This window comes from Paenactinomyces guangxiensis (assembly GCF_016055185.1).
In the GTDB taxonomy this organism is placed as follows: domain Bacteria; phylum Bacillota; class Bacilli; order Thermoactinomycetales; family Thermoactinomycetaceae; genus Paenactinomyces; species Paenactinomyces guangxiensis.
The window spans coordinates 416,104-441,431 of sequence record NZ_JAECVR010000001.1; the positions used below are offsets into that span (position 1 = coordinate 416,104).

A 25,328-nucleotide genomic window follows, 5' to 3' on the forward strand; every position below is an offset into this window, starting at 1 on the left:
CTAAAAATGGTTTGACGATTTAGATACGAGTATAAGTTTACCACAAAAAAAGTACCGGAGCAGTCCGCCTTCCAACCTTTTTTCCCGGTAATCAGACAGGCGTCGTGTCCTCCGTTTCCTATCACTCATATCTTAGCTATAAGAGAGTTGAAGAATGAAGGAAGGAGGATTGAGATCCCAATGAACCTATCCCAATGGCTTCATCACCACCGCAGACAATTGGACCCTGCCCTTATATCCACCCTCACAAAGTACGAGGGGTACCTCAGGCGCATCCCTTCATTTCTCCGCCATCCCGCTGAAAAAATTGCTCATCAATTCATGCAAATCTCTGTGCTTGTCCAATGGGAACCAAAAAAAATCAGCCATTTTACTCATGTAAAAAATCCTTTACATGAATGCGGCTTCTCCGTCTGGCAATATTTTACAAGCATTCATACCTTTTCTCTTCCCATTTCTTTGGCCCAACTCCCAGCACTCCTGCAAATCCCGGGTGTGAAAAAAGTATATTTGGACCGTAAGATCTATGCTCTGTTGGATACAGCTGTCCCTGCCACAAGGGCATCTGTGGTCTGGCCTTCAGGCAACCACGGGGAAAATGCCACGATCGCCATCCTGGATACAGGGATTGCTCCACATCCTGACCTGCAATCGAGAATTATAGCATTTTACGATTTAGTCCACCGCAAAAATAAACCCTACGATGACAATGGACACGGAACCCATTGTGCCGGGTGTGCTGCCGGAGATGGTTTCTCATCAGACGGTCGTTATTGCGGAACAGCTCCCAAAGCTTCACTGGCAGGTGTCAAGGTGCTGGGCAGATATGGAGAAGGGACGATGTCCAGCCTGATTGCCGGCATTCAATGGTGCATCAGACATAAGGAAAAATATAATATCCGTGTGATCTCTTTATCCCTTGGCAGCGACGGGAACATCCCTTATCAGGATGACCCCGTCTGCCAAATGGTTGAATATGCGTGGAAAAAAGGCATTGTTGTAGTCGCTGCGGCCGGAAACCAGGGACCAAAAGCACAAACCATCTGCAGTCCGGGAATTCATCCCCTTATTATCACAGTGGGGGCCACCGACCATCAGAGAACGGCCTGCCGTGAAGATGATCGCATCGCCAAATTTTCCAGCCGGGGACCGACAGCAGACGGGCACATTAAACCGGATCTGGTCGCTCCGGGTACCAATATTATCTCTTTACGCAGCAATGGCTCTCATTTGGACCGATCCATACCGGAAAATCGAATTGACAAATCCTATTTTTCCTTATCAGGTACATCGATGGCAACACCCATCGTGGCAGGAATCACAGCCCTGATGATCAGTGCCAATCCGTCTCTCACACCAGATGAAGTAAAAAAACGCCTCCTGCAAACCGCTTTTTCCTTACGCACTGCAAAAAATATACAGGGAGCGGGTCAAGTAGACGCTGAAAAAGCCATATTAAACAAATAATTATCTTTTTAGCCGTTTATAAAACGTGATTGCCTGGTAGGCATTAATCAAGCCAATCCCTGCTAAATGCTTCAGTTTTGTTGAAGATTGCATCAATATATAACGGATTTGTTCAGGGTTGAGAGACCGGTTGAGGTAGAGAAGGAGAGCAATCGTTCCTGTTACATGAGGAACTGCCATCGAGGTGCCGCTCATCTCTCTTTTGGAATGATTGAGCCAGGCAGAAGGGATTTTGTCCCCCGGAGCTGCAATGTCCACCCCTTTCCCCATATTGCTAAATTGAGATAGATGACCGTTTTTAGAAATAGATGTGACTGCAATTGTTTCCGGATAACGTGCCGGATAATCTATTTTTGAAGCAAAACCCTGGTTTCCCGAAGCTGCCACCATCACAATCCCCTTGCGATGGGCAATCTGAATCGCCTGTCGCATCGATTCACTCATTTTTTCCATACCGAAGCTCATATTGACAATCTGCATCTTATTTTCAATACACCAGTTAATCGCACTCAGCAAATCAGAAAGGTTCGCACTCCCTTTTCTGTTGAATGCTTTAACCCCATAGATATATACTCTGGGAGCCACTCCCACAATTCCCGACTCTGTCGCGCGCCCTGCAATGATTCCGGCTACATGTGTTCCGTGCCCGTTAAAATCCTGGGGGTCTGCATTGGGAGACAAGATATTTACCCCGCCACGGTAATTTCCGCGGATGGCCGGATGCTCACCGGAAACCCCAGTGTCAATCACAGCTACCCGGACTCCCCTCCCCCGGGTATAGGGCCAGACTTTGGCTGCATCGATCAGTTCCACACCCCACGGCATAGTTGGAGTTTGAACCGGTGTGATGGTGCCCACATAAGGTTCGGTGATTGTTATACTGATATCCGGCTCTGTATATTCAACATCCGGATGCCCTTCAAGGCTTTGTGAAGCGAAGTTCGTTTCGTGCTCCCCGATGATCATTCCCAAGTGGGAAAGATACCGGAGAGGTCGAACTCCGGAACGACGCATATCTTGCAAATAACTCCCTATATGGATTCCATTCCTTAGATAAAATATTTGTCGAAATTTCCTTCTCTTTTGAAACCGGCTGTTTGTTGAAGGGAGTAACCAATCGGAAAGGTTCATCGTCCACACTCCCATCTTCACTCATTGACCCAGAGTTGAATATATTTTTAAAAAAACAGAGGGTGGTATGAGATGAAACAGGAACGTAAGTTCCCGGAGTCATCCTTAAAAAGAAATTCTTTTATCTCGTCACAGGAAGCAGAATCAATGTTTTCTCACTGGGAACAGTTACTGAACCTGTTCAATGAGATCTCCAAACGATCCAATCAAATCGGTGAACTTTTACAGGCAGTCAATTCGCTTTCCATTGCCGTAAACGATAAAGAGAAATTGAAAGAGATCATTTCTTCACTCGCCAAGTTAAGTCAATCCCAGGCACAGAAAAAAACATCTAAAAAAGCGTCAGGGAAGACAAATGACCGACCGGTTCCTCCCCTTAGCGGAGACAGCTTTTACGATGTATTTAATTCTCCTGGCATGAGTGAAATCGTCAAGGAAGTGATGAAAAACAAAAAAAGAAAACGCTAACTGTAAAAAGGGAAATACAAAATTTTTGTCTAAGCGGGGCTGCCGCGGTCTTCTAGCTTACAAGACAGGAGGAGCCCAAAAACATTGCCCCACAACAGACCTGTCTGACAATGGTTCTTATTTCTTTCCTTTTTTGCTTTTGGACCGGGTTGATCCGGAAATTCTGTTTCCGCTTGTTCCACCTTGTTGCTTGTTCAATTGGAGAGTAAGATCCATCTCCTTCATCAGTTGTTCCAAACCTTCGGGTGTTTTCATTTGCTCCATCAGTTTTTTCATCCACTCATTGGAAACGGGAACTTGAAGAAGTTTTCGCATATATTCATAAAATCCGTTCATTCCGTGATTCCTGTATGATTTTTGGGCCCCTTTTAAAATTTGGTCCAACTTTGCTTCTGTCATGCTGGACTCGCCAGTGACCTGGTTAATCAAGTCTGCGAAGTCTTTTTTGGAAGGCCTCATTGCCGATTCCCCCTTATCCTTCGCGCTGTACCTGCTTACCCTTACATGTATGATTTTCTTAGGGCAGTGCACACGTTAAATGCCCAGATGCAAATAAAAAAAGGCAGGAGCCCTCAAGCCCCGCCTTTTTTTATTTGCAAACGCCGCAAACATTCTTAATTTTTGTCCCATTCTACAGTAAATGGCTCCAATTCCTGAATCAAAGCCATTTGCGAGTCTTTGTTTCCCGCGGCAATCCACCAGTGGCACTGTTGCGGCTTATTTTCCAGAAGAACCCTCCAATCCTGATCATAAAAGCGATAGTTCGTCCAAAAATCAGACTGTTCATACGTAGGGGGCTCTTCTTTAAATAACCGACGCAATCGTGCCAACTTCTGCCCGGAAACAGAAGGAGAGACACCCTGCATACAATAGGGGCTGTCGCAAAGAAGCGCATCCCAGGCATAGGTATAAATGAATGTCGACAAACGCTCACAGACATACTCCCCTTTTCCCTCCCAGTAATCGTGCATGATCACAGGAGGATCCTCCGAAGCGTTCAATAATATCGCCCATGAACAGCAATCCTGATTTTCCACAAAAAAATTGATCGCTTCATTCCCCGGTTTCTTTTTGGGAACCCCTTGAATTTCCAACTCTACTGCATCCAAATGAACAGGCGGCTCTAACCGCTCAAGTGGATGGAGAAAATCCTGGTTGCGCAATCCGTACCATTCCACGATCCCTTCAACCGAATACAGCTCCCGCAATGCCTCGGGAAGACGTCTCCCAAACTGTTTCTCTTTCTCTTCAAACAACCCGGCTTGCTTTTCTGAAAATATTGGCAGTACGTTCATGAGTTTCAGCGCTTTCTCATGATAGACCAGATGTTTCATCACCGTTACCGTCCTTTTGTTAGAAACTGATCAACCAATACCACAGTGATTATTATCAAATGATAAAAAAAGTCCCTGAATCAGGGACTAGAGCCGGAGGCTTTGTGCTTCTCCCGCCTGCTACATGCGGTTGAGGTCATAAGCAGAACAGCCCGAGAGATTAAAGTCAACATCTCTGCCCACTTCTGAGACCTGCTGCCAAAATTCGGCTACACAGGCCAAGGGATGAGAGACTGCATTTTCGTCAGCCAGGAAATAAGTAGTCTCCTGTCCCGACTCGGGGTTTGCAAAGGTTACATAGAGGACCCGGTAAGAAACCTGCCCCTTTCCTTCGTCGACAATATCAAACAGGGCTTCATGACTTATCACCAGGTCTTCCAGTGAATAACGAATCGTCTCCCCTGGTTGTTCTTCCATCGTGGTAAATACAATTTCACATCGATTGGTTTGTTCATCGAATTGTATTGTCCGGGCGTGACCGTACAGATGCAACTCTTCCTTTTCCAGATCAATGGTACCCAGCAGAACTGCATCACTTTGTTTTAGCAAATCATTTATGAGGCGATCAAGATCAGAGGCAAACATTTCCCTCACAGATTCTTGAAAGTTAACCACACAGCCATGAGAAAATGCATTCATTTGATAAACTCCTTTATCAGATGCAAGTCGCATCCATTATATCGAAGGAATGGTACTGGTTCAAGATGATTCCAGCTTTCGTCTTTTTTCCAGTTCCCGCAGTTCAATCCGGCGAATTTTTCCACTTGTCGTTTTGGGCAGCGTTTCAACAAACTCAATTTCACGCGGGTACTTGTAAGGGGCGGTAACCGTTTTAACATGATTCTGCAATTCTTGAATTAGTTCTTCCGATGCAGAAGACATCTCTTTTAATACGATAAAAGCCTTTACAATCGAACCACGGACAGGATCAGGGCTTGCCACGACCGCACATTCTTTCACTTGAGGATGTTTCACCAGGGCATCTTCCACTTCAAAGGGCCCAATCGTGTAACCTGAACTGATAATGATGTCATCAGAACGCCCTTCAAACCAGAAATATCCATCTTCATCTTTGCGGGCCCGATCCCCGGTCAGATACCATTCTCCCCGAAAGGACGCTTCAGTCCTATCCGTATCCCGGAAATATCCTTTAAACAGGGCCGGTGAAGAACGATGAACAGCAATATGCCCCACCTGCCCAACCGGTACTTCCCGGCCATTGTCATCAACGATGGACACTCGGTTGCCGGGAGTCGGCTTGCCCATGGAACCGATTTTTGCTTCCATATCTTTTACGGTGGCAATCAGCAAAGTGTTTTCCGTCTGCCCATAACCGTCTCTCACTTCTACATCGAAATATTTATTAAAAGTATCAATCACCTCTCGATTGAGAGGCTCGCCAGCACTGACTGCACTTCGCAGATGGGATAGGTCAAAGCGATCCAAGCGGTCTGTTTTCGCCATCATCCGATATTCTGTCGGTGTGCAGCAAAGCACATTAATTTGTTGTTCTTGCAGGAGGGATAAGTATTTTTCAGGATCAAAGGAACCATAATATACGAAAGCAGTTGCCCCTGCCCCCAGAGTAGACATAAAAGGACTCCAAATCCACTTTGCCCAACCGGGACCTGCTGTCGCCCACACTGTATCACCTTGGCGGATATCCAACCAGGGTTCTGTAGTGGTCTGCTGGTGAGCGATTGCCCAACTGTGGTGATGAATCACACCCTTCGGACCGCCGGTTGTTCCCGAAGTATAGGAGATAAAAGCCATATCGTCACTGCAGGTGAGCGGCAACTCCGTTGTTTGTAATCCCTTTACTTCCTCTAATGGAACCCAGTTTTGATCTGCCCGTCCACGAACAAAGCGATGGGTGACATGGCTTAGGCCGGCAAGTGCTTCATTGACCCGGTCTGTCAGTGTTTCATCAGCAATGATTGCTCTCACCCTGGCATGTTCAACCCGATAGGCTATATCTGTCGGCCGCAGCATTTCAGACCCTGGCAACAGGACCAATCCTGCTTTCAGGCAAGCAAGATACGAAATATAGCTTTCGGGAATCCGCGGCAACAAAATCATGATGCGGTCTCCCTGGCGAAGCCCTTGTTCAATAAAACCCTTCGCCATATCATCAGATTTTTCCCTCAATTCTGCATATGTAATTTCCAGTTGATCCCCTGTTTGATTCATCCAGCGAATCGCCACGTTACCTGAAGAGGCATGGCGGTCCACATCTTGGCTTATATTATAATAGTCAGTCATAACAACCCTCCTAATTATGATTATATAAATATTTCTTGAAGCGGTTTTAGATTTCCTGTTTAAACTGAATAGAGCAGTGGCAAAATGCCACTGCTTAAAATTTACCATTTTATCCAGTTTTTATGCTTGCGGGAAAGCACCACCAGCTAATTGAGATTGAGCGGTTGCAACGAGACGTTTGGTGATCTCACCACCAACAGACCCGTTTGCACGGGAGGTGGTATCAGGACCAAGGTTTACACCAAACTCCTGAGCGATCTCAAACTTCAGTTGATCAATCGCTTGAGCGGACCCCGGAACCAGCAATTGGTTTCTATTACGATTGCGGTCACCGAATGCTTGTTGTTGTTGTTGTGGCATGTTATTCACCTCCTTGCTGTTGGTATTCTTATCATGTGTGTTTCTCTTATTAAAATTCGTAGGAAATAATGGATAAACTGGGGCTTCTTTTTTATCCATGAGTCATATACACATCTTTGGCACATATAGTGATGTAAAAAGACATAGTGAAAGCCTGTCGTAATGTTATCTTTTTCAGAAAGGGATGAAATGATGAGTAAAACAGGGAAAATACCCAATCCATACGTGCATCAAACCAGAGTATGGCATCCCTACGTCAGCCCGAACGATCCCTGTCCCCCTCAAAGAACCAAAACATACATCGTTCCACCCAGTGAGTACTTAGGTTTTCAGCCACCCAATCTTCCTCAATTCTCTCCAAGTGAAGCACTCCGCCGTGGTACCCTGTGGCCGATTCTCTACAGCCCTTACAAAGGAAAAGGTGAACGCTAATGGATCGGGTTCATCAGCTTCAACTACTTAAACAGTTACAGGAAGTCGATTTTGTGTTAGTTGAGCTCAATTTATATCTCGACACTCACCCGGACGACTTGCAAGCGTTACAGCAATTCAACTGGTATGTACAACAGAGCAAAGAAATTCGCAAAACATACGAGTCCCAATACGGACCCCTTCTCGGCTTTGGATACAGTTTTAACCAGTATCCAAATGGATGGGATGAAGGCCCCTGGCCGTGGGAAGTATAAAGGAGTGAAAAAATCAAGTGTGGATTTATGAAAAGAAACTTCAATATCCTGTTCGGGTCAGTATGTGCAATCCCAGAATGGCTAAATTTCTCATCGAGCAATACGGGGGTGCCGACGGGGAGTTGGCTGCGGCCCTCAGATATTTAAACCAGCGGTATACACTGCCGGATAAAGTTAAAGGGCTCCTGACAGACATTGGGACCGAGGAATTTGCCCATTTGGAAATGATTGCTACTATGGTTTACAAATTAACCAAAGATGCCTCTCCTGAGGAGTTGAAAGCAGCCGGATTGGGGGCTCATTATGCCAACCACGACAAAGCCCTTTTTTATGAGAATGCGGCGGGTGTGCCCTGGACTGCAAGTTATATTCAAGCAAAAGGAGATCCCATAGCTGACCTTTATGAAGATATCGCTGCGGAGGAAAAAGCACGGGCCACCTATCAGTGGTTAATTGATATGTCGGATGATCCCGATCTTAATGACGGACTGAAGTTTTTGCGGGAAAGGGAAGTGGTGCATTCACAACGGTTCCGTGAAGCGGTTGAAATCTTAAAAGACTACAGAGACCAAAAGAGGTTTTTCTAGACAGAAAATAACCCCATAAACAAGCCCGGCAGTCTGGCTATGAGACTCCGGGCTTGTCAGGTTTGCGGCTGCACTTTCCTTACCTTTTTTATCTATTCAATTATTTTCATGTTTATCTTTCTTTTTTAACTCCGCCTTATTTTTGATTTCAGTTCCCGATGCATTTTTTGCAATTGCTTTAGTTCTTCATGCAAGTCATACTGGGCTAAGAACTCATGCCGTTCTTTGGCCAGCAGATACTCTTGATGTACGGAATAGAGACGCTCTTCCACTGCTTTTAATTGTTCTAACATTTAAAGGCACCTCAATTCTATTCTTTTAATCAAGAACAAAAGCACGGACTGAAATTTACTTACCCCATTTTCAAATAATCAAAACCAAAAAAGTCGCCGAATGTTCAAAAATTATTCACACTACAATATTGGAGACCGGTTTCTTCCCTGAAAAGAGTGCATTCATTCCGGAAAAGTGCAAAAATAGGGGCAGGAAGCAAGAAAACGACAAAAAACAGAGAGAAAACCGTTCCCGCCGTCATTGACCTTACTCAAATATTTGGTAGAATAATAATCTCCTCTATTATTTACGTTAACCTTCAGCATAACAATCCAGCTTGAAAGGAGTTTTTTTCCGTGTCCGTGAATCCTCATTATATGCCTTCTTTTCTTGAGGAATTCCGCTCCATAAAACTTGAGATGATGATTCGGGACCTTCAAAAGCTGAGCCCTGATGAGTTACAACGGATCAAGACAGAAATTGAACAATTATTGCATTATGATGAAGAGTAGGATGAATTCAATATGAATCAACCAACGGAAAAACTCTTGATTGAGACTTATAAACATATTAATGAGTCTCGCAATTTACTTGAGCAGTTAATCAATCAGATGGGCCAACAGCAACAGTTCATCCATCAATTGCCCGAGGATATACAGCATTTAGTTGATGTGGCCCTGGAACTGTCTCCCGAACAACGGAAAACACTGCGATTATTTCTGGAATCACTAAAACATGAATAAAAACCCAGCTTTGATCCTTCATCCGGACAAGCTGGGTTTTTCTGTAGGGCTATTTGTCATTTTTCTCTTGGTAATGTTGGGCAATTTTCCGGGAAAGAACCGACGTGCGAAAACAGCGGTACATTTTGGCGGCATCAACAGCAGCCAAAAGGCAGGTTCCCGGAATAATGCGCTGGTTCGCTTGTATTCTTATGTAATCATGCTGTTTCAGTAAAAATAAAGTTTCCATACATTCCGGTTTATCTCCTAAATATTCCTTAAAAAGATGCACCAACTGGTCAATGGTAATCGAACAAATCCCCTTCCCATTCCTCATATCCGGATCGAGCTGGGGATAAACCAAAAGACCCCATAAAATAACCAGGGCAGCGCGGAGAGATGAATTCCAGTTGCGATGAGGCGGTTCGTTTTCCTTGCCAGACGATCTGATTTTGGGAGAGGGCCAGCGAGATGTAAGGAGAGAACTGATCTCTTTCACAGACAATGGACTCAATAAATATTCTCCTTTCACATCAAGTTTAAAGATAAAAAAACCATTTATACCCAAAAACTCTCTTAATATATGGGTATGGTCAAAAGACATTCATTTCATACCCCAATGTCAGTAAAAAATCCCATTTGTAATTTCGTTTATACAGTTTTAATTTTTATTGATCAAATTCATACACCCCTTTAAAAATCTTTGAATATTGAAGTTTTTAAAAGAATATAGTGGAAAAGATTATGTCTTTTCTGTTATATTAATAAGTAAGATTTTTATGGAATAAGGAAGCGAAGGTGGTTGATCATGATAGAAACAAAAAAAGGAAAATATACAGATGAAGAAAATGAATTAATTATCCAATCTATTAATAAAGGCTTGAAGGAGGGAAAAAAGGAGCGGGAAGTACTCAAAGAATTATCTGAACAGTTAAAAAGGGGATACGCCGGAATCATGTCCCATGTCCGGAAATTAAGATCAGAATACCCTGATCGTTTCCATTCTCACGAAAATTCAGCAGATGGTTCCAGCCGTTTGAACAGCTGGGAGGAAGCAGAAGAGGAAATAGTTATTGAAACAGTGAATCAATTTTTGGAAGAAGGAAAATCCCTCTCAGCTGCGATCGCTGAACTGGAGAAAAAATTATCCCGCACCCAGGGGGCTATTTATCAGCGAATCTATACATTACGCCGAAAACATCCGGAAAAATTTACCCATTTACCGACACAAAGACCCAGACGCCGCCGTAAATTCCAGGATTGGCAGGTCCATCGTTCCATGATCCGGCCACTGGAGGAACCTTTTTCCTATCAAGCAGATCCTGAAGAGCTTTCTTCGGCCGCCGAAAACCAACTGGCTACTGCATCAGATCATCTGTCAGCCTTCAATAACACATATGCTTCAAACATGTGGTCCGGCGAAAACGAATCCATCACCAGAGAGGAAGCGATGATCTTTAAAGCTTTTGAAGAGAGATATGGCCGGCCTAACCCGGACACCCGCGGGAAATTGATTCATTTGATGAGAACATACGGATGCACACGTGTATCAATTGCCCTGTTCACCCTGTCAGAAGATAAAGCCTTTCCTACGATCATCACTGACTTCCTGGAACAACGCCTGCAAAACCATAAATTTTTTTGAATGAAAAAAGCACGAACCGGGAATGGTCCGTGCTTTTAAATGGGTTCCTTGAGTTTTACCGGGATGCTTGCATTGATGATGGTTGTTCTTTCTTTTGTCTGGGGAATCACTTCAACTTGTCCGACTACATCATAACCGAAATCGTCACATAACTCAATCAGCTTCGCTTGGAACATTTTAATCTTCTTCTCGTCAATATCTGACCGCTGGTAACTGAGTACCAGTGACAAGCGGTCATCTGCTGTCATTGCCGTCGGTTCGTCTTTGTCTTTCCCAAACATGTTCAGAAACGCCACCCGTTTCACCCCTGTATCCTTTAGGCGATGTGAAACAATCGCTTAATTCGGTTAATCAGAGTAGAGGACTCAAGTTCCAAAAACGGCACCTCTTCCCCTGTTAATCTTCTGGCTATATTGGAAAAAGCTTTTCCGGCCAGCGATTTGTCATCGAGAATGACCGGCTCACCTGTATTGGATGATCGGATAATCCGCTTGTCTTCCGGTACAATTCCCAGAAGACTAATCGCCAGATGGTTTTGCACCCGTTCCACGCTCAACATATCGCCATCACGCACCATTCCGGGCTCCACACGGTTAACCACTAAATCAATCTGAGACAAGTTGGCCGACTCCAATAAGCCGATGACCCGGTCGGAATCACGCACTGACGGAATTTCCGGGTTTACGACCAAAATAGCCCGATCCGCCGGTGCGATGGCGTTTCGGAATCCCCCTTCAATCCCGGCCGGTGAGTCGATCAAGATGTATTGAAATTCAGTCTTTAATTCATCAACCACCTGTTTAACTTGTGACGGAGAGACTTCTTCCTTATAACGGGTCTGAGCGGCGGGCAACAAGGCTAACTCCGGATATTCCTTATGACGTACCAGCGATTGTCTCAGTTTGCTGACCCCCTCAATCACATCGACCAGGTCGTAGACAATCCGGTTTTCCAGCCCCAACATCAAATCCAGTTTACGAAGACCGATATCTGTATCCACAAGGCAAACTTTATATCCCAGTTGGGCTAACCCTAATCCTAAAGATGCGACGGTGGTAGTTTTTCCTACGCCACCTTTTCCACTTGTAACTGTGATCGCCATGGAACTGTGGTTCATTCCACGTTACCCCTTTCCTCATCCTCTATGTAAAAGCAGATTCGCAAGGGAAGATGACCTCAACCATTACCAACGACGCTTCAATGCGATTCAATGCTTGAGTTTCTGATTCGATCCGCTTTCAATTCGCCTAAGAACGCTGCAAGATTCACCATTATTGTAGCAAATCCGAAAGAATAAAAAAAGCAAGAAACCAGGGTGCTTCCCATATTTAACCTCTCCCGATTTCTTACCCTCTGTGTTTCTGTAACTTTTCAAATTCATCTAGTTCATTGGACAACAGGCTCCAAACAAATAGAGCGGCTGTAACATCATCGACATACCCCATAACCGGAATCCAATCGACAACCACATCTGTCGGCAACAAAAAATAGAGCAGTGCGGCTCCGACCAGAGCTTTTTTGGTCGTACTGGTTTGAGGGTGGCGAAAGTACTCATACATCAATTTAAGCTTGTGAACAATCGTCTGAATCCCGCCAGCGCGGTCTACTTTCTGGTTAAACTCCTGTAAAATCTTGTCTGATCCTTCTTTCGTCAGCGCGCGCTTACGGAGTGAGAGAAGCAATCGGATGATTGGTTTGAAAAGATTGCTGTTTTTCAATGCACCTCATTCCTCCTTCTCAATAGAAACGTTGCTGACAATGTGTACAGTTGGATGCATCTCTGGCAACTTGATGGGCACAGAATGGGCAAATATAGACAACGGGAGTTACGGGAGTAACTGTTTTTATCCATTCAGGGTGAGAGGTCTGATTTGATGGCACATCTGCCTGCCGGAGAGCCGCTGGCGGACCTTCCGGCCCCGGAGGGGAAATATTAACCTTTTCAGCCATTGCGCGTGTCGTGATGTTGGCATTTCTCAATTCATCCAATTCTTTTTGCAATGACTTCAACTGCTCATTTAAATCGTGAATCGCTTTGAGAGATTCTTGTATCTGATCTGTTTCCTCCAGTTTCCCCTTGGGTTCCCAGGCATTATATACTTCCCAGCCTAATTTATTGGCCATTCGCTCGATATCTTCTTTTTTCCCTTTTATCTTAAGGGTTAATCGACTCATTTCCAACATTCTTTGTGATTTCTGACCTGCGGTTTCTACACCTTTTTCTAACTTCTGTTTTAAGTCCTGAAAAAAATTCAATGGTTATCGCTCCTTATCAGATCATCACGTTTCTGAAAACCATTTAATTCTATTGTAAAAACTCGCCTGTTATTTCACAAGCAAAGATTGAAAAAAGAGCCATTTTCCCATTTAAGTAAGTACCGCAAACACAGGGAAAATGGCTTAATAGAAAATCAAATATCCGTCTCTTCATATTTATGCGGGATGCTTCATCGCTCTCTTCTCACCTTCGCGGGAAACGGACAGTTTAAGTTTGAAGCCTGTTTTTAACCAGAAGGCTGTAAAGAGCAACAACAGGGACGTGACTAAAAATACACCCCGGATTTCAATGAACCCGGACAAAAACCCGTAAGTAATCGGCCCCAACAGGTTCCCCAAAAATGTGGCACTTGAGTTAAATCCAAAAGCGGTGCTTTCTTTACCGGACGGAGCATATTTTCGAATCAGTGAACTCAGGGAAGGGAGCAAACCGCCGACCCACATACCGAGCAAAAACCTTAAAACAAGCAGTTGCGAGACCGAGTGAACAAATATATGAGGGATAAAGAAAAGCCCCGCCCCTAACATGGTTACAAACAGAACCCGTTCCGAGCCGTATCGGTCCCCCATCTTCCCAAGCAAGGGGGATGATAACATATTGGCCAATCCGGTGGCGCCTGTCACCAATCCGGCAAAGAAGGCAATATGCCCGCCGGGAACTCCAAGTTCAGAAACAAACAGTGACATTTGCGGAGCCGGCCCGACCATCGCAAATTGCAGCAATACGCCGACACTGAACAGAATCATTAACGGTCGCTGATGCAGAATAATGGAGCCGTCTTTCCAAAAGCTGACCTTTTTCTCCTTGGGCTCCGGTTTAAATTCTTCTTTTACCGCAAACAGAACCACAAATGTAGCGACTGCAATAATGATTGCCGTAAAGTAAAAGATCATGCGAAAGCCGATCACTTCTGCCAGAATTCCTCCGATCAGCGGTCCCATGATCGACCCTGCCACTGCCCCGGATTGCAGCATTCCGAGTGCATATCCCACCCGGTCTTTCGGCGTGTTTGTCGCTGTCAGCGCAATGGAAGCCGGAATAAACCCGGAAACGGTCCCGTTGAGGAAACGCAAAATCAACAATTGCAGTGGTGAAGTTGCCAGGCCGGTCAAGAAGATGACGACAGCCATGCCAAATCCGGACCGAAGCACCATCATTTTGCGGCCATACCGGTCCGCCAGGCTTCCCCAAACAGGTGCGACCAGAAATGCAGATAAGAAGTTGATACCAAAAATAACTCCCGCCCATAATTGAGTTTCAGCGGGATCTTTGATGCCCATCTCTTTCAGATACAAGGGCAAAAAGGGAATAATCATCGACATTGCACTCATGACCAAAAACTGAGAGACCATTAGAATATACAAGTTGCGCCGCCACGATTGCATAAAAACATTCATCTCCTTATAAATCCCATTATATATTTCGATCTACGAAGTATCAAAGCAAAAAAAACCGCCACACATCTTGATGTAGCGGATTCATCATCTATTTGCTCTATATTTGTTATGAATTTATGGTCTTACTAAAATCTAGGGATATTCGCGTACGTTGCGAACGTTCTACCCGCTGTACATAAGGCAGGCGTTCAATGCGATGGATTAATTGATCAGCCTTCCGACCATCGACGTATAAATAGACGTAATTGAGGCGTTTAGAAATATAGTGTATATTTCCCATGCGTCCCAACGAACGAGCTGCTTTCAGGTCTTTAACCCAAACAGCTAAACCTAATCTTTCAGCAATGTCCATGACAATCGTTCTCCTTTACTCGTGTCACGACTTGTCCGGAGGGTCTTTACTCAGTTTTGTCACATGTAGTTGGGATGCTTTAATTTTATGGTAACATTCCATGTAAAGAAGTTCAACCAAACATGAACCGGCGCGGAACCCGTTGCGCCCGCAATTCATAAAATAAACGAATCAGCGTGGAGTGAATACTGATGCGAAACCCTGTCGAAGATTTTGTGAAGAAACTAAACTCTTCTTCAAATAGGCCTCATGATAAATTAAGTCTGCGGCAATATGCCGGAGTTTCTTTCTTATATGTGCAAATGGGTCCATCCGCGAGCCGCCGGGATCTGGAAAGCTTTCTGCAGAGAGAAGCGGAGTGCTTTATCCGCGGGACCGAATGGATCTACCAGTTTGCCTATATCCGTACCTCCGCGGCCGGCTTGATTTACCGCTTTCAGTTGCGCGTTCCTGATGAAAAAAGTTTTTGCTGCGGAAATCAGTGTGTCAATTGCATCCTGTTGCAAAAATAGCGGAGGTTAACGGTCCCCGCAAGCTTTCCGCCCTTTTTTGCTTCCCTTCCCCATGTCATTGACGGGTACTTTAACGGATTCAGACACCGAGCGGGCAATCATCGAAGAAACTTGATAAAGCAAATGATCCAACTTTTCTTCCGCCTCTAAAAAAGAACCGATCACCGGGTGAGCACGCATTTGTTTCAAAAATGATTCAGCCTGGTTTTTCGATTCATGATAGTTGGGATGAAAGATGCCGAACCGCTGTGCTTCCTCATAACGTTCTTTTAACTTTTGAAATTCCCTGATCAGCTTTTGGGCTTCAGGGTCTTCTTTTAATTTTTTTCGCAGGTTCAGATAGGCCTGCACTTCCTCCGATTCATTTATCTGATCAGCCAGATGATAAGCATCAAGCAAAATTTCCGCCATATCTAACGTTCCCATTCTTTCTCCCTCCTCCCCCATTTTATCACAGTTTATGTCCGTTTCTCCCGCCAAATATTGAGAGCAACATTTATGAGATGGATCGCTGAGGGGGAAGTTTTTTGTGAAAGTGTGTGTCAGTTAGTGATGGCCGGGTTCCGGTTGAGGAATAAATATTTGCAATCTCGTTATCTCATTTAAGGAAAGTCTCCTTTTCCTTCCCTCCGGTCCCCAACCTTCCAAAAAACACTCTCCCCCTTCACGCTTCAATTGGTGTGGAGTGACTGTGAGGAATTGCCCTTTCCACTCCAAGCGTACGTCTAGTTGCTCTTCAATAGAGCGGCGCAGCAATTCCTGTTGCATCGAGGGATGATAGCTTCTTAAACCTGAGGTCCACAGTTTGGGTATATTCTTTGCCCCGGGCCATGCCTCTGTCATTTCGGGGTAATGATTGTCCAGCTCAGCTTTATGTAAAACATGAAGGCGTTGGCTCCAATATTCGGGGCCTGAAAGGTCCTTATCCCCTTCTTTCACCAGCGGTTCGCGAATGGCACTTACCCGTTTTCCTTCTTTTTTCAGCCACTCTTTTACCTGACCGAGAGAAGATGGAGACACAGAGAGGCAGGACGGACCCCGGCGATCCACCTTCCAGGATTGGCCGAGCGCGGTATCTTGCAACTTGTCGGCCAATGACTCATCCCTGGTATGGACAAGTACTACAGGCTCAAGCAAAACACCTTGAAATTGTCCAGCCCAGTTTTCAATCTGTTGTTGTACGATCTCGGGTAACGGAAAACAGCTCCACTCCACCAGAAGATGAATGATTTCCGGCAACGATTGTCCCAGTTGGCAGGCACGCCGGATCGATCCTTCATTGATCTCATAGTGAAGGTACTGGTCTCCGCCCATAAAGTCGGCAAACTTGGCCAGCTGATACCGTTTGGTATAGGGAAAGGTGAAAGGAACCAATACTTCCAGGTCCGGCTGCACATAAAAGGGCAACTCATCACCTGTGCCGGACCGCGGTGGAAACCCGGTCAGGCGAAAACACTCGCCGGTCGGTATTTGCCCGATTTCAAGCCAGCCGAGAGCTTGTAACGGCTTTACAATTAAGCTTGCACACTTATTCAACTCATTTGCCAGCAACACCTCTTTCCGTCCTGTAATCATATTCCTGGCCAAAACCAGATCCTTAAGTGAGTACCAGGTATCATAGCTCAAGTTTTCCATGATCAGCCAGTATCCTTCTCCGCCCTCCAACTGGCGGGTAAGTTGATGACGCGTCACTTCATACAGGATCAAGTTCATCTCTTCCATGGAGAGATGAATCCACTCTTGAATGCGCTGCCGGTCGGGTATCAATTCTCCGCCAGCGATGCGTACAAGATCAAGCTGACAGGCAAATTCAACAAGCAGTTCCACCCAGGGTGGTGCCCCATTTTTCCTTTTCCAATTGGTTCCGGATAGGGCCTCGGGGTCAAGGTCCAGGTCAACATCCAGTTTTTGCGCCTGCCGCTTGTGAATCTGCCCGGTTCGCGTCAGTCTCCATGGTTCTCGTTCGACAGAAGTGAGAAAATAAAACAGAGCTTGGCCGATCCCCATGACTGGCGGGGATGAAGCGATGATATCTTCATCGACCGGTTGCGGAGACAACATTTTTTGATTGAGGAAAGCCTTGATCCATGCCCGGCGAATTTCGATGGGACACAGATAAAACCTTTCCCGGTTTCGATCTCTGGCAGCATAAATCCAACCTTGTTGCCGCAGACGGGTCAGAGTGAGACGGAAACGGGAAGGGGTGAGACCCGCTGGTAATTGTTTTTTTAAACGAGTACTCTCCTTAACTACCCCCTGTGGGGCTTCCAACAGGAAACGAATCCACACCGTTCGTTCTTCCTTACTGAACCGGCTCCAACAACGGCGGAGATGGGCGGGTTTTGTCAGAATGCCACCAAGCTCCTGTCTGTTTGCGGATTGAAGTCCATGATGTGTGCCAATCTGCCTCAACACCCGGTCGGATAACGACTCTAAACAGCGGTCCAACTCACGAACCACATTCCTTCACCTCCCGCACTTCCCGGATTTGATAGTGATATCCCTGTTCTGCCAAAAAGAGCTGCCGGTTCCATGCGTACTCCTGATCAATCGTATCGCTGGTAACAACATGATAAAAATAAACTTTTTTCTCCGTTTGCTTTGGGCGCAAAATACGCCCCAGCCGCTGTGCCTCTTCTTGCCGGGAACCAAACGCCCCCGAAACCTGGATTGCAATACTGGCATCAGGAAGATCAACGGCAAAGTTTGCTACTTTGGATACGACCAGAATAGGAACTTCTCCCCTGCGAAAGCGGGAAAACCATTCATCTCTTTTGTCCTGCTTCATGTGACCGGTGATAAGTGGTGCATGATATCGCCTGGCAATCATGCGCAGCTGGTTCAAATACTGCCCAATAATCAGGATTTGTTCGCCGTTATGTTGCTTGAGCAACTGATCAATGACTGTGTACTTTGCCTCGTTTTCCGCTGCCAGGCGATACTTCTGACGCTGGTTTGCTTTATGGTAACGATCCCGCTCCTCTTTTGAAAAAGGGACACGAATTTCCACACAAACAGCTTCCGAAATCCATCCCTGCTTTTCCAGCTCCCCCCAGGAAACTTCAAATTTCTTGGGCCCAATCAGAGAAAATACCTCTCCTTCCCTGCCGTCCTCCCGGATCAGGGTAGCAGTTAATCCAAGGCGGCGTTTGGCCTGCAAGTCAGCAGTCGCCCGGAAAACGGGAGCTGGCAGTAAGTGTACTTCGTCGTATATAATGAGGCCCCAATCTCGTTTAGAAAAAATTTTCATATGATGAAAAGGACCCTCTTTCTCCGTACGGTGAGTCATCATTTGATAAGTGGTTACTGTAACAGGGCGTACTTGCTTATCAGTGGCTGTATATTCCCCAATCAATTCCGGCGGAAGACCAGTCTTATCAAGAATCTCACGAATCCACTGTTTGGCCGAAGTTGCACTGGGGGTTAAGATCAGGGTTGCCTTTCCCACTTTTTCCATCACCCCGATCCCTACCACGGTTTTGCCCGCACCGCAGGGAAGCACGACAATTCCGTTCCCTCCTGATACGGAGCCTTCGCAATAAAAGGTTTCTACTGCCTGTCTCTGATAATCCCTGAGCCGAAAAGAACCTTTCTCACAATTAGCGGAGAGTCGAATCGATAAGGGTTCCCCCTCTTGAAAGCCAATCTCATCAATGACCGGATACCCGGCCCGCATACATGCTTGTTTTACTATCCCCCTGATCTGAAGGGGGAGACAAATCTTGTCTTTATCGCACGAAGAGATGGTTTCCCAATGCAGGGGAATATGTTGCAAAATCCTTTCCAAACCTCCGGCTTCAACAGAAGTAAGGTAAAAAGAACAAGCACTGGCCGGTTCAAAGCGGAGCATTCCATAACGATTCATCAACTGTTTGATCTCACTCACTACCTGGGGAGGGACGGGAAGTTTACTGTAGTTCTCCAGCCGTTCGATCACCCATTCTGCAGAAAGATTCCGGGCTGCTGCGTTCCACAACGTATACGGAGTGATGCGGTAGGTATGTAAATAAGCAGGACTTTTTACTCTTTCCGCAAAATGACATAATTGTTGGCGAACTTCATCATATGCCGGATGACTTGCTTCGACCAGCAAAGTCCGGTCACTTTGCACAATCAGTGGATTTTGTACTCTGGCTGATTTTGGCATTCTCGTCCCCTCCTGCCAATATTTTTACCCACAACATAAAGAACTATTGATAAAGAGACCTGAATTTGCAACTTTCACCCACTCTTTTCCGTCAACTTGATAACAGAAACTTGGATCAGGAGGGATTTGATGAAAGGGTGCAAAGTGCTTCAGTTATTATTATTCGCAACACTCTTTACTTTGATGGGGTGTGGAACCGGAGATTCGCCATCTGCACAGGGTTCCCCAAGAGGAGGAGTGGAATCTGGTATGAAGGAGCAGTCGCTCAAATTTGAGAAAGTGACTATCGCTCAACTTCCTGAATCTCTGCACAAAAAAGCAAAAGAAATGCAGAAGTCCCCGCACGGGGAAACGTTTATCGCCTACACCAAACCGCACACCTATATTATGATCGGCCTTGGTGAGAGAAATACAGGAGGGTATTCTATCCAAGTAAAAAAGGTAATAAGGAAAGGAAGGAATGTGACTGTGTATGCCGAAGAAACGACGCCTCCGAAAGGCGGATTTGTGACACAGGCAATCACCAATCCCTTTACAATCATCTCTGTGGAAAATAAGGACCAGTTTGATCACGTGGAGGTAAAATTAAAAAAAGCGCCCCCTTCCAAAAATGGAGACGCCATTTGAGACTTCACACGGCTGAAACACCACGAGCACTCCCGATGGTCGCCGTGGGATTTCCGGGTAGTTAACACCCTCCATTCATTTCTGCTTTGGACAACTCCCACGTTCAGGGCTGTCTCATCAGCCCTTCCCATGCAGTTCTACAACTCGTGTTGCATGTACCCGCATGGGCGGAACGCCTGTTACCAGCGTTCTAGTCCGTATTCACTCACTCTCATGGTTTTAACCAGTGGGAGAGATTGATTCGCCACTGAAACCTCATACCATGATGTACAGGAACAAACCACTACCAGTGGGATGAGCACCGCTCATACGTTCGATCATCCACCAAATTGGTTGCTTTTACCATCCCAGAAAGAGATGCCGAGCAACGCTGTCTTTCATCAAAACTGTGGGCTTTCAGCCAGCTTTAACTGTAAAAAGTTTTTGCAGTCTGTTCGCAATCCGCCGGTCCTCCTCTTGGTCTGAGGAAGGACCGGCTTTTCTTCTCCGTCAATATGATTTACGTTCATGAGTTCTTTTGCTGCGGTCAGGAGTATGCGGATCTTCCCGACGGTCCGGTTCCGGGTCGCGAGGAGTCAGAATTTCAGGAGTGGTCGGTGTGTAAATCTCCGGCTCCCCGATTGGATAAGAGACATCAGGGATTTTCATGATCTCACCTCTTTCTGTACCCCTAGTTTTCCCAGAAGCATAACTTTATACAAAAAATCCCCTCCTGGCCGATGGTTGTACGGCAGGAGGGAAATAGCAAGGAAGGGGGGAAGCTGCAACAGCTTCCCGTACTATGTATGCAAGCAGGGGCAAAAATATCCCCTAGTTTTCCTCTTCCGCCTGCTGGTTATAGGCACGCAGCCACGGAGATTGCGGGGACTGGGGTGAATCCCATACAGGATGATACTGTTCCTGATCAGGCTGATAAGGTGACATCTTCGGAGGCATCATAGATATAGAACCGGAAAATGCTGCCTGGGGAATCATCCATGGTGCACCGGAGGGCCCGGGCATTGTCCAGGGATAAGTGTACGGAAAATAATGAGTTTGCGGATACCCGCCGGAACAACTCCCCGTCACCATCGGGGAGTACGGAACACTTGTATAGGAACCATTCATCGGAAACGGATAGGCCCAATAGCCTCCCCATCCGGGATATTTGGGTGCCTGTTGATAAAAATAAGAATGCATCACAAAGTCCCTCCTTCTATAAGTTTCATCTGTTTGTTTTTAACTATATGCTTTTTGTGGCCTGTCTTATGTTTATCTCCCCCTGCATATGCTTCCGGGACTGAAAAAAAAGGAGGAGGAACCAGATTGAATCAAGAAACGGTAAGCATCCCTGAAACCGAACATATTTTAGTTTCCCTGCAAAAACGGAACCACAAAGCGCTAAGAACACTGATTGACGAATTACAGCCCTACGATCTCGGACAGATCTTTTTCCAATTGAACGGAATTCACCGGCGCCGTTTTCTGGCTGCGTTACAACCGCAAGAGATTGCCAATCTGCTTGAAGAACTTGAATTAAATGAACAAAAAGAAGTGATAGCCGCCCTGGGCCCGCAAAAGACCGCCTCAGTATTAAACATGATGTCCTCTGATGATGTGACAGACCTGCTCAGTGAGTTAGAGGATGCCGAAGCCCAGAGTTTGCTTAAAGACATGGAGAGCAGCGAAGCAGACCGGGTCCGTTCTCTGCTCCTCTATCCTGAAGATACTGCCGGAGGGTTGATGACTCATGAATATGTCAGTATCTACAGCCATTTTTCTGTTGAAGAAGCCATTCGTTATTTGCGTCAAGAAGCGCCGACAGCGGAAACCATCTACTATGTTTATGTGACTGATGCCGAACATCACCTGGTGGGGGTGGTATCTCTCAGAGACTTATTGATCGCCCAGCCGGCCACAAAAATCGGTGACATGATGTATGAACGGGTGATCTCTGTCCCTGTCGATATGGACCAGGAAGAAGTGGCCCGCATGCTGGAACGATACGACTTTCTCGCAATTCCAGTGGTTGATGCCAAAAATCGCCTACTGGGAATTATTACTGTTGACGATATTATTGATGTGTTGATTGAGGAAGCGCAGGAAGATATTTCAAACTTGTCGGCAGTCGGGCCGACGGACAAAGATATTTTGGTCAATCCCTTTCAATCTGCGAGAAGGCGTATTCCCTGGTTGATTTTACTCTTATGTATCGGGATGGCCACAGCGAATCTGCTTGGCCTCTTTGAAAAAACAATCCAATTATTGCCGGTACTCACCGTTTTTATGCCTATGATTGCCGGGATGACGGGAAATACGGCAACACAATCACTCGCTTTAATTATCCGTGGCCTGTCGAGCCATCAACTCCATCGTGAAAATTATAAAAAAGTGCTTCGTCAGGAAGGGTTTGTGGGTATGATTATCGGGGCGATATGCAGTACCCTGATCATTGCTGCAATCACCATCTGGAAACAGGATATGGGCTTAGGCTTAGTGGTGGGTGCCTCCCTTTTTTTTACCCTGGTCATTGGCACTTTAGTCGGAACACTGATTCCCATCATCCTTGATGCTTTTAACATTGATCCCACTGTTGCTTCCGGTCCGTTAATCACCACCTTAAATGATGTCATTTCATTAATGCTTTATTTTGGACTGGCTACTTTCTTCATACATAAATTAATGTGAGCAGGAGCTGTCAATAGCCTGCCGGTAATATTCTGGTATTAAAACCTTTTTTCACACACAAGTTAAGAGAAATCGGCTCTCTTCGTGTCAATCTGATTAGGGGGTTTTCTGAATTTGGAAGTTAGTTTTGTAGAGATCATATGGAAATTGTTTTTGGTCATTTTTCTCGTCTTACTCAACGGCTTTTTTGTTGCCTCGGAGTTTGCGATTGTCAAAGTGAGGACAACCCGGATTGCTCAATTGACGGAGGAAGGCAACTTACGTGCCAAAACGGCACAAAATATCCTGAAAAACCTGGATGCTTATCTTTCCGCCACCCAATTGGGAATCACTCTGGCTTCCCTTGGATTAGGCTGGGTGGGTGAGCCGTTTCTGGCTACTCTCATCGAACCCGGTTTGCAATTATTTGGAATACCTACAGCCTGGATTCATGTCATCTCGTTTGCAATTGCTTTTTCGATCATTACTTTTTTACATATTGTTATCGGTGAAATGGCGCCAAAATCGCTCGCCATCCGGAAAGCGGAGGGGACAACTCTCTGGATCGCCAGACCGTTGCACTGGTTTTTTGTTCTTTTTCGGCCAACGATTTGGTTATTAAACAGTTCGGCCAACAAAGTTTTAAAGTGGCTCGGGGTGGAGTTGGTTCCCGATCAGCAACAAGCACATACGGAAGAAGAAATCCGTATGCTGGTTGAACAGAGCCACCGCAGCGGGATCATCGATCAAACGGAACTTTCCCTGTTTGACAATATCTTTGATTTTGCCGACCGCATCGGCCGGGAAGTGATGGTGCCCCGTGTCGATATGGTTTGTATTTACACCCGTGACTCTTTTGAAAAGAGCATATCTGTCATCAAACAAAGCCATTTTACCCGCTTTCCCTTATGCGGAAAGGATAAAGATGACATCCTCGGAATTATTCATATCCGCGATCTGTATGAACGGATGACTGCCGGCGAAACACCCGACTTCAGCCAGCTGGCCCGCCCTACCGTGCATGTGCCGGAAACGATGGAAATCAAGGATATCTTGCGAACCCTGCAAAAAAACCGGACTGAAATGGCGATTGTGGTCGATGAATACGGGGGGACTTCAGGAATCATTACTATCGAAGATATTGTTGAAGAAATTGTGGGTGAGATTCAGGATGAATTTGATGATGAACGTCCTTTTTTCCAGAAAAAAGGGGATGAAACCTCGATTGATGCACACTTGTTGATTGACGAGGTGAATGAGCATTTCCATATCAATATAGAAGACGAAGACAACGATACGATTGGAGGATGGATTTTCTCCCAGTTGCAGGAATTGCCCAAACTCCATGCTACTGTTGAATTTGACGGCTACAAGTTTATCGTGCAGGAAATGACCGGCAGCAGAGTAACCCGGCTGCTAGTCAAGCCTGTGCGGGAGGAAACAACTGAAACCCCTTCAGAAGAAAGTTTTTGAATAGCCGCTTCCCGCCTTGTTTGGAAGCGGCACCTTTAACCTTCCGCTTTCATGCCTGTCCGGGTAAATCCGGTTTCTTTCCTACTCTACCCACTTCTCCGCCCATTTTTGGACCTCATTCATAATCCCCTCGATGGATTTTCCTTTTTCGGTTAATTCATACTCAATTCGCACCGGTGTCTCCGGGTAGACATGGCGTGTAAGAATGCCTGCTGCCTCCAATTCCTTGATCCGTTCGGTTAACATCCGGTCACTCATATGGGGAATCGCCTCAGATAGTTCCTTAAACCGCTTGGGGCCGGTCAACAGCACCCGGATAATTAAGCCTGTCCAACGCTTGCCGAGCAATTCAAATGCCGCTTCAAACTTCGGGCATAAATGCAGATGATCCATGTTAATCACTCCTGAGCTTATTTTAGCACAGCCACTTGACACAAGTAAGCACACTATCTATACTCTAAGTAATTAACTTTAAAAAAATTAGTTAGTTACTATTTTTTATATGAAAGGAGGTGTAGACCATGGCAGACATCGGTTTGTTAATCATTCGGTTAATCGTGGGATTAACATTTATGGGACATGGAGCCCAGAAATTGTTTGGCTGGTTCGGAGGACACGGTTTAAAAGGAACGGCTGGTTGGCTGGAATCAATCGGAATCCGGCCAGGATTGTTGATGGCCGTCCTGGCCGGTCTTGGCGAACTGATCGGGGGAGCTTTGTTTGCTTCTGGAATATTGATGACTTTTGCTTCTTTTCTAATCGTTGTCACCATGTTGGTAGGCATTTTCATGGTTCATGGAAAAAACGGTTACTGGGCTACCCAGGGCGGCTTTGAGTACAATTTGGTGCTAATCGCTGTGGCAATCGGGCTTGCATTGACTGGTCCCGGGTCATATATACCGTGGGGATGAATGTTTAAAGAATAAAAAGATAAAAATAACCACATACCTGAGGTGACAAT

At 45.7% G+C, this 25,328-nt stretch carries 33 protein-coding genes; 13 read left to right on the forward strand and 20 right to left on the reverse strand.

The window, feature by feature from the left end; translation table 11 throughout:
- Positions 1 to 180 precede the first annotated feature (180 nt).
- Positions 181 to 1,467: a S8 family peptidase gene (locus I8U27_RS02055; protein ID WP_181750161.1), complete on the forward strand. Its 1,287-nt coding sequence runs from the start codon at positions 181 to 183 to the stop codon at positions 1,465 to 1,467.
- Here I8U27_RS02055 and I8U27_RS02060 read toward each other — a convergent pair whose 3' ends face one another.
- Positions 1,468 to 2,598, reverse strand: coding sequence for a S8 family peptidase (locus tag I8U27_RS02060; protein WP_198065821.1), 1,131 nt, complete (start codon positions 2,596 to 2,598; stop codon positions 1,468 to 1,470). It abuts the gene before it with no gap.
- 72 nt (positions 2,599 to 2,670) lie between these two features.
- Here I8U27_RS02060 and I8U27_RS02065 point away from each other — a divergent pair, with 72 nt between their 5' ends.
- Complete coding sequence (locus I8U27_RS02065) at positions 2,671 to 3,066, forward strand: hypothetical protein (protein ID WP_181750159.1); 396 nt, start codon at positions 2,671 to 2,673, stop codon at positions 3,064 to 3,066.
- 117 nt (positions 3,067 to 3,183) lie between these two features.
- Here I8U27_RS02065 and I8U27_RS02070 read toward each other — a convergent pair whose 3' ends face one another.
- The 5 genes from I8U27_RS02070 to I8U27_RS02090 all read right to left on the reverse strand — a co-directional run bounded on the left by I8U27_RS02070 (position 3,184) and on the right by I8U27_RS02090 (position 7,022).
- Positions 3,184 to 3,525 carry a hypothetical protein gene (locus I8U27_RS02070; protein WP_181750158.1) on the reverse strand — a complete coding sequence of 114 codons (342 nt, stop codon included), beginning with the start codon at positions 3,523 to 3,525 and terminating at the stop codon, positions 3,184 to 3,186.
- A gap of 155 nt (positions 3,526 to 3,680) precedes the next feature.
- Positions 3,681 to 4,400, reverse strand: a complete 720-nt coding sequence (locus tag I8U27_RS02075) for an SMI1/KNR4 family protein (protein WP_181750157.1) — start codon at positions 4,398 to 4,400, stop codon at positions 3,681 to 3,683.
- A 120-nt stretch (positions 4,401 to 4,520) separates the two neighbouring features.
- Positions 4,521 to 5,039, reverse strand: coding sequence for a hypothetical protein (locus I8U27_RS02080; protein WP_181750156.1), 519 nt, complete (start codon positions 5,037 to 5,039; stop codon positions 4,521 to 4,523).
- A gap of 60 nt (positions 5,040 to 5,099) precedes the next feature.
- On the reverse strand, positions 5,100 to 6,662 hold the full coding sequence (locus I8U27_RS02085; protein WP_232345176.1) for an acyl-CoA synthetase: 1,563 nt from the start codon (positions 6,660 to 6,662) through the stop codon (positions 5,100 to 5,102).
- 120 nt (positions 6,663 to 6,782) lie between these two features.
- Complete coding sequence (locus I8U27_RS02090) at positions 6,783 to 7,022, reverse strand: alpha/beta-type small acid-soluble spore protein (protein ID WP_181750155.1); 240 nt, start codon at positions 7,020 to 7,022, stop codon at positions 6,783 to 6,785.
- A gap of 192 nt (positions 7,023 to 7,214) precedes the next feature.
- Here I8U27_RS02090 and I8U27_RS02095 point away from each other — a divergent pair, with 192 nt between their 5' ends.
- The 3 genes from I8U27_RS02095 to I8U27_RS02105 are packed head-to-tail and all read left to right on the forward strand — an operon-like array spanning position 7,215 to position 8,295.
- Positions 7,215 to 7,454, forward strand: coding sequence for a spore coat associated protein CotJA (locus I8U27_RS02095; RefSeq protein WP_220185829.1), 240 nt, complete (start codon positions 7,215 to 7,217; stop codon positions 7,452 to 7,454).
- Complete coding sequence (locus I8U27_RS02100; protein ID WP_181750154.1) at positions 7,454 to 7,708, forward strand: spore coat protein CotJB; 255 nt, start codon at positions 7,454 to 7,456, stop codon at positions 7,706 to 7,708. The genes I8U27_RS02095 and I8U27_RS02100 overlap by 1 nt, the downstream gene beginning before the upstream one ends.
- 17 nt (positions 7,709 to 7,725) lie before the next feature.
- Complete coding sequence (locus I8U27_RS02105; protein ID WP_181750153.1) at positions 7,726 to 8,295, forward strand: manganese catalase family protein; 570 nt, start codon at positions 7,726 to 7,728, stop codon at positions 8,293 to 8,295.
- 125 nt (positions 8,296 to 8,420) lie between these two features.
- Here I8U27_RS02105 and I8U27_RS02110 read toward each other — a convergent pair whose 3' ends face one another.
- Positions 8,421 to 8,588 carry a hypothetical protein gene (locus tag I8U27_RS02110; RefSeq protein ID WP_181750152.1) on the reverse strand — a complete coding sequence of 56 codons (168 nt, stop codon included), beginning with the start codon at positions 8,586 to 8,588 and terminating at the stop codon, positions 8,421 to 8,423.
- A gap of 336 nt (positions 8,589 to 8,924) precedes the next feature.
- Between I8U27_RS02110 and I8U27_RS02115 the strand changes: the two genes are divergently transcribed.
- Both I8U27_RS02115 and I8U27_RS02120 read left to right on the forward strand, forming a co-directional pair.
- A complete protein-coding gene (locus tag I8U27_RS02115) occupies positions 8,925 to 9,080 on the forward strand; it encodes a hypothetical protein (protein ID WP_181750151.1) in 156 nt (51 codons plus the stop codon).
- Between the two features lie 12 nt (positions 9,081 to 9,092).
- The gene (locus tag I8U27_RS02120) at positions 9,093 to 9,311 is read left to right on the forward strand and encodes a hypothetical protein (protein ID WP_181750150.1); all 219 of its coding nucleotides are present in this window, start codon (positions 9,093 to 9,095) and stop codon (positions 9,309 to 9,311) included.
- A 49-nt stretch (positions 9,312 to 9,360) separates the two neighbouring features.
- Here I8U27_RS02120 and I8U27_RS02125 read toward each other — a convergent pair whose 3' ends face one another.
- Positions 9,361 to 9,804, reverse strand: a complete 444-nt coding sequence (locus tag I8U27_RS02125; RefSeq protein ID WP_181750149.1) for a hypothetical protein — start codon at positions 9,802 to 9,804, stop codon at positions 9,361 to 9,363.
- A 294-nt stretch (positions 9,805 to 10,098) separates the two neighbouring features.
- Between I8U27_RS02125 and I8U27_RS02130 the strand changes: the two genes are divergently transcribed.
- Positions 10,099 to 10,935, forward strand: coding sequence for a hypothetical protein (locus I8U27_RS02130; RefSeq protein WP_181750148.1), 837 nt, complete (start codon positions 10,099 to 10,101; stop codon positions 10,933 to 10,935).
- A gap of 35 nt (positions 10,936 to 10,970) precedes the next feature.
- Here the strand turns inward: I8U27_RS02130 and I8U27_RS02135 are convergent, their stop codons facing one another.
- The 6 genes from I8U27_RS02135 to I8U27_RS02160 all read right to left on the reverse strand — a co-directional run bounded on the left by I8U27_RS02135 (position 10,971) and on the right by I8U27_RS02160 (position 14,962).
- Entirely contained in the window at positions 10,971 to 11,231 is a 261-nt protein-coding gene (locus I8U27_RS02135) for a hypothetical protein (protein WP_181750147.1), read from the reverse strand.
- Positions 11,232 to 11,251: 20 nt separating this feature from the next.
- Positions 11,252 to 12,052, reverse strand: coding sequence for a septum site-determining protein MinD (gene minD / locus I8U27_RS02140; RefSeq protein ID WP_181750146.1), 801 nt, complete (start codon positions 12,050 to 12,052; stop codon positions 11,252 to 11,254).
- A gap of 229 nt (positions 12,053 to 12,281) precedes the next feature.
- Positions 12,282 to 12,653: a YkvA family protein gene (locus I8U27_RS02145; protein WP_181750145.1), complete on the reverse strand. Its 372-nt coding sequence runs from the start codon at positions 12,651 to 12,653 to the stop codon at positions 12,282 to 12,284.
- Positions 12,654 to 12,672: 19 nt separating this feature from the next.
- Positions 12,673 to 13,191, reverse strand: coding sequence for a hypothetical protein (locus tag I8U27_RS02150; RefSeq protein ID WP_181750144.1), 519 nt, complete (start codon positions 13,189 to 13,191; stop codon positions 12,673 to 12,675).
- Positions 13,192 to 13,368: 177 nt separating this feature from the next.
- On the reverse strand, positions 13,369 to 14,598 hold the full coding sequence (locus I8U27_RS02155; protein ID WP_181750143.1) for an MFS transporter: 1,230 nt from the start codon (positions 14,596 to 14,598) through the stop codon (positions 13,369 to 13,371).
- Positions 14,599 to 14,716: 118 nt separating this feature from the next.
- Positions 14,717 to 14,962 (reverse strand): YlbG family protein, encoded by a 246-nt coding sequence (locus I8U27_RS02160; RefSeq protein ID WP_220185828.1) that lies wholly within the window; start codon positions 14,960 to 14,962, stop codon positions 14,717 to 14,719.
- 191 nt (positions 14,963 to 15,153) lie between these two features.
- Here I8U27_RS02160 and I8U27_RS02165 point away from each other — a divergent pair, with 191 nt between their 5' ends.
- Positions 15,154 to 15,474, forward strand: coding sequence for a hypothetical protein (locus I8U27_RS02165; RefSeq protein ID WP_181750142.1), 321 nt, complete (start codon positions 15,154 to 15,156; stop codon positions 15,472 to 15,474).
- A gap of 6 nt (positions 15,475 to 15,480) precedes the next feature.
- Here the strand turns inward: I8U27_RS02165 and I8U27_RS02170 are convergent, their stop codons facing one another.
- From I8U27_RS02170 to I8U27_RS02180, 3 genes are all read right to left on the reverse strand, one after another.
- Positions 15,481 to 15,900 (reverse strand): YlbF family regulator, encoded by a 420-nt coding sequence (locus I8U27_RS02170; protein WP_181750141.1) that lies wholly within the window; start codon positions 15,898 to 15,900, stop codon positions 15,481 to 15,483.
- Between the two features lie 120 nt (positions 15,901 to 16,020).
- Positions 16,021 to 17,934: a helicase-associated domain-containing protein gene (locus I8U27_RS21110; protein WP_181750140.1), complete on the reverse strand. Its 1,914-nt coding sequence runs from the start codon at positions 17,932 to 17,934 to the stop codon at positions 16,021 to 16,023.
- Positions 17,924 to 19,621 (reverse strand): DNA repair helicase XPB, encoded by a 1,698-nt coding sequence (locus tag I8U27_RS02180; protein WP_181750139.1) that lies wholly within the window; start codon positions 19,619 to 19,621, stop codon positions 17,924 to 17,926. The genes I8U27_RS21110 and I8U27_RS02180 overlap by 11 nt, the downstream gene beginning before the upstream one ends.
- Positions 19,622 to 19,750: 129 nt before the next feature.
- On the opposite strand from I8U27_RS02180, the gene I8U27_RS02185 reads away from it, so the two are divergent.
- Positions 19,751 to 20,248, forward strand: coding sequence for a protease complex subunit PrcB family protein (locus I8U27_RS02185; protein WP_181750138.1), 498 nt, complete (start codon positions 19,751 to 19,753; stop codon positions 20,246 to 20,248).
- Between the two features lie 489 nt (positions 20,249 to 20,737).
- Here I8U27_RS02185 and I8U27_RS02190 read toward each other — a convergent pair whose 3' ends face one another.
- Entirely contained in the window at positions 20,738 to 20,896 is a 159-nt protein-coding gene (locus I8U27_RS02190) for a hypothetical protein (protein WP_181750137.1), read from the reverse strand.
- Between the two features lie 162 nt (positions 20,897 to 21,058).
- Complete coding sequence (locus tag I8U27_RS02195) at positions 21,059 to 21,427, reverse strand: hypothetical protein (protein WP_181750136.1); 369 nt, start codon at positions 21,425 to 21,427, stop codon at positions 21,059 to 21,061.
- Positions 21,428 to 21,553: 126 nt separating this feature from the next.
- Between I8U27_RS02195 and mgtE the strand changes: the two genes are divergently transcribed.
- Both mgtE and I8U27_RS02205 read left to right on the forward strand, forming a co-directional pair.
- Complete coding sequence (gene mgtE, locus I8U27_RS02200; protein ID WP_232345177.1) at positions 21,554 to 22,915, forward strand: magnesium transporter; 1,362 nt, start codon at positions 21,554 to 21,556, stop codon at positions 22,913 to 22,915.
- A gap of 114 nt (positions 22,916 to 23,029) precedes the next feature.
- A complete protein-coding gene (locus tag I8U27_RS02205; protein ID WP_181750134.1) occupies positions 23,030 to 24,367 on the forward strand; it encodes a hemolysin family protein in 1,338 nt (445 codons plus the stop codon).
- Positions 24,368 to 24,448: 81 nt separating this feature from the next.
- Here I8U27_RS02205 and I8U27_RS02210 read toward each other — a convergent pair whose 3' ends face one another.
- Positions 24,449 to 24,760, reverse strand: a complete 312-nt coding sequence (locus I8U27_RS02210) for a winged helix-turn-helix transcriptional regulator (RefSeq protein WP_181750133.1) — start codon at positions 24,758 to 24,760, stop codon at positions 24,449 to 24,451.
- A gap of 128 nt (positions 24,761 to 24,888) precedes the next feature.
- Between I8U27_RS02210 and I8U27_RS02215 the strand changes: the two genes are divergently transcribed.
- The gene (locus I8U27_RS02215; protein ID WP_181750132.1) at positions 24,889 to 25,278 is read left to right on the forward strand and encodes a DoxX family protein; all 390 of its coding nucleotides are present in this window, start codon (positions 24,889 to 24,891) and stop codon (positions 25,276 to 25,278) included.
- Positions 25,279 to 25,328: the final 50 nt, after the last annotated feature.

What these genes read in the sequence shown, in the direction of transcription:
- I8U27_RS02060 (WP_198065821.1), bottom strand. Translation starts at nt 2,598, where the DNA reads ATGAACCTTTCCGATTGGTTACTCCCTTCAACAAACAGCCGGTTTCAA.
- I8U27_RS02155 (WP_181750143.1), bottom strand. Translation starts at nt 14,598, where the DNA reads ATGCAATCGTGGCGGCGCAACTTGTATATTCTAATGGTCTCTCAGTTT.
- I8U27_RS02075 (WP_181750157.1), bottom strand. Translation starts at nt 4,400, where the DNA reads ATGAAACATCTGGTCTATCATGAGAAAGCGCTGAAACTCATGAACGTA.
- I8U27_RS02070 (WP_181750158.1), bottom strand. Translation starts at nt 3,525, where the DNA reads ATGAGGCCTTCCAAAAAAGACTTCGCAGACTTGATTAACCAGGTCACT.
- I8U27_RS02090 (WP_181750155.1), bottom strand. Translation starts at nt 7,022, where the DNA reads ATGCCACAACAACAACAACAAGCATTCGGTGACCGCAATCGTAATAGA.
- I8U27_RS02110 (WP_181750152.1), bottom strand. Translation starts at nt 8,588, where the DNA reads ATGTTAGAACAATTAAAAGCAGTGGAAGAGCGTCTCTATTCCGTACAT.
- I8U27_RS02100 (WP_181750154.1), top strand. Translation starts at nt 7,454, where the DNA reads ATGGATCGGGTTCATCAGCTTCAACTACTTAAACAGTTACAGGAAGTC.
- I8U27_RS02055 (WP_181750161.1), top strand. Translation starts at nt 181, where the DNA reads ATGAACCTATCCCAATGGCTTCATCACCACCGCAGACAATTGGACCCT.
- minD (WP_181750146.1), bottom strand. Translation starts at nt 12,052, where the DNA reads ATGAACCACAGTTCCATGGCGATCACAGTTACAAGTGGAAAAGGTGGC.
- I8U27_RS02165 (WP_181750142.1), top strand. Translation starts at nt 15,154, where the DNA reads ATGCGAAACCCTGTCGAAGATTTTGTGAAGAAACTAAACTCTTCTTCA.
- I8U27_RS02085 (WP_232345176.1), bottom strand. Translation starts at nt 6,662, where the DNA reads ATGACTGACTATTATAATATAAGCCAAGATGTGGACCGCCATGCCTCT.
- I8U27_RS02190 (WP_181750137.1), bottom strand. Translation starts at nt 20,896, where the DNA reads ATGAAAATCCCTGATGTCTCTTATCCAATCGGGGAGCCGGAGATTTAC.
- I8U27_RS02065 (WP_181750159.1), top strand. Translation starts at nt 2,671, where the DNA reads ATGAAACAGGAACGTAAGTTCCCGGAGTCATCCTTAAAAAGAAATTCT.
- I8U27_RS02080 (WP_181750156.1), bottom strand. Translation starts at nt 5,039, where the DNA reads ATGAATGCATTTTCTCATGGCTGTGTGGTTAACTTTCAAGAATCTGTG.
- I8U27_RS02180 (WP_181750139.1), bottom strand. Translation starts at nt 19,621, where the DNA reads ATGCCAAAATCAGCCAGAGTACAAAATCCACTGATTGTGCAAAGTGAC.
- I8U27_RS02160 (WP_220185828.1), bottom strand. Translation starts at nt 14,962, where the DNA reads ATGGACATTGCTGAAAGATTAGGTTTAGCTGTTTGGGTTAAAGACCTG.
- I8U27_RS02095 (WP_220185829.1), top strand. Translation starts at nt 7,215, where the DNA reads ATGAGTAAAACAGGGAAAATACCCAATCCATACGTGCATCAAACCAGA.
- I8U27_RS02170 (WP_181750141.1), bottom strand. Translation starts at nt 15,900, where the DNA reads ATGGGAACGTTAGATATGGCGGAAATTTTGCTTGATGCTTATCATCTG.
- I8U27_RS02215 (WP_181750132.1), top strand. Translation starts at nt 24,889, where the DNA reads ATGGCAGACATCGGTTTGTTAATCATTCGGTTAATCGTGGGATTAACA.
- I8U27_RS02120 (WP_181750150.1), top strand. Translation starts at nt 9,093, where the DNA reads ATGAATCAACCAACGGAAAAACTCTTGATTGAGACTTATAAACATATT.
- I8U27_RS02130 (WP_181750148.1), top strand. Translation starts at nt 10,099, where the DNA reads ATGATAGAAACAAAAAAAGGAAAATATACAGATGAAGAAAATGAATTA.
- I8U27_RS02210 (WP_181750133.1), bottom strand. Translation starts at nt 24,760, where the DNA reads ATGGATCATCTGCATTTATGCCCGAAGTTTGAAGCGGCATTTGAATTG.
- I8U27_RS02185 (WP_181750138.1), top strand. Translation starts at nt 19,751, where the DNA reads ATGAAAGGGTGCAAAGTGCTTCAGTTATTATTATTCGCAACACTCTTT.
- I8U27_RS02195 (WP_181750136.1), bottom strand. Translation starts at nt 21,427, where the DNA reads ATGCATTCTTATTTTTATCAACAGGCACCCAAATATCCCGGATGGGGA.